1 protein-coding gene is annotated in these 543 nt (G+C 70.2%); it reads left to right on the top strand.

Annotated features, from left to right (window positions below; translation table 11 throughout):
- Positions 1-543 (top strand): TetR/AcrR family transcriptional regulator (locus A5782_RS10295; protein WP_067097433.1); only part of this gene is annotated, 543 nt, incomplete at both ends.

The following is a 543-nucleotide window of genomic DNA, read 5'->3' as shown; positions in this document are numbered from 1 at the left end:
GGGGAGCAGACGCGCGCCCGGATCATCACCGCGGCGATGCGCTGTGTAGCCGAGGCGGGCTACGCCCGGGCGACGATTCGTGAGATCGCCCGCACCGCCGACGTGACCAGTGCGAGCCTGTACAACTACTTCCCGAACAAGTCCGAACTGATGAAGGCCGCGGTGGCGGCGCGAACCGACGTCGCGGTTCCCCGACTGCGGCGGGCGGCCGCCCGCCCGGGCACCGCGGTCACGCGAATAGAAGCGGTCCTCGACGAATCGGGCCGGTTGATGCGCGAGTACCCCGACCTCGCGGCGTTCGAGTGGGTGATCCGGGCGGAGAATGCGATCGCCGTCGATGACACGGCGACGGGCAACTCGGGGTTCCAGGTATTCCGCGAAATCATCGACGGCATCGTCCGGGACGCTGTCCGCGAGGGCGGGCTCGCCCGCCGTGCCGATCGGCACGGCGCCGTCGAGGCGATCTATGCGCTGGCGCGCGGTCTGACGGAACGGGCGGCAAGTCTGGGTCCGGACGAGTACGCCGCAACGCTCGATTCGGCC

This window comes from Mycobacterium sp. 852002-40037_SCH5390672 (assembly GCF_001665875.1).
Lineage (GTDB): Bacteria > Actinomycetota > Actinomycetes > Mycobacteriales > Mycobacteriaceae > Mycobacterium.
This window is presented reverse-complemented; position numbering and strand designations above follow the sequence as displayed.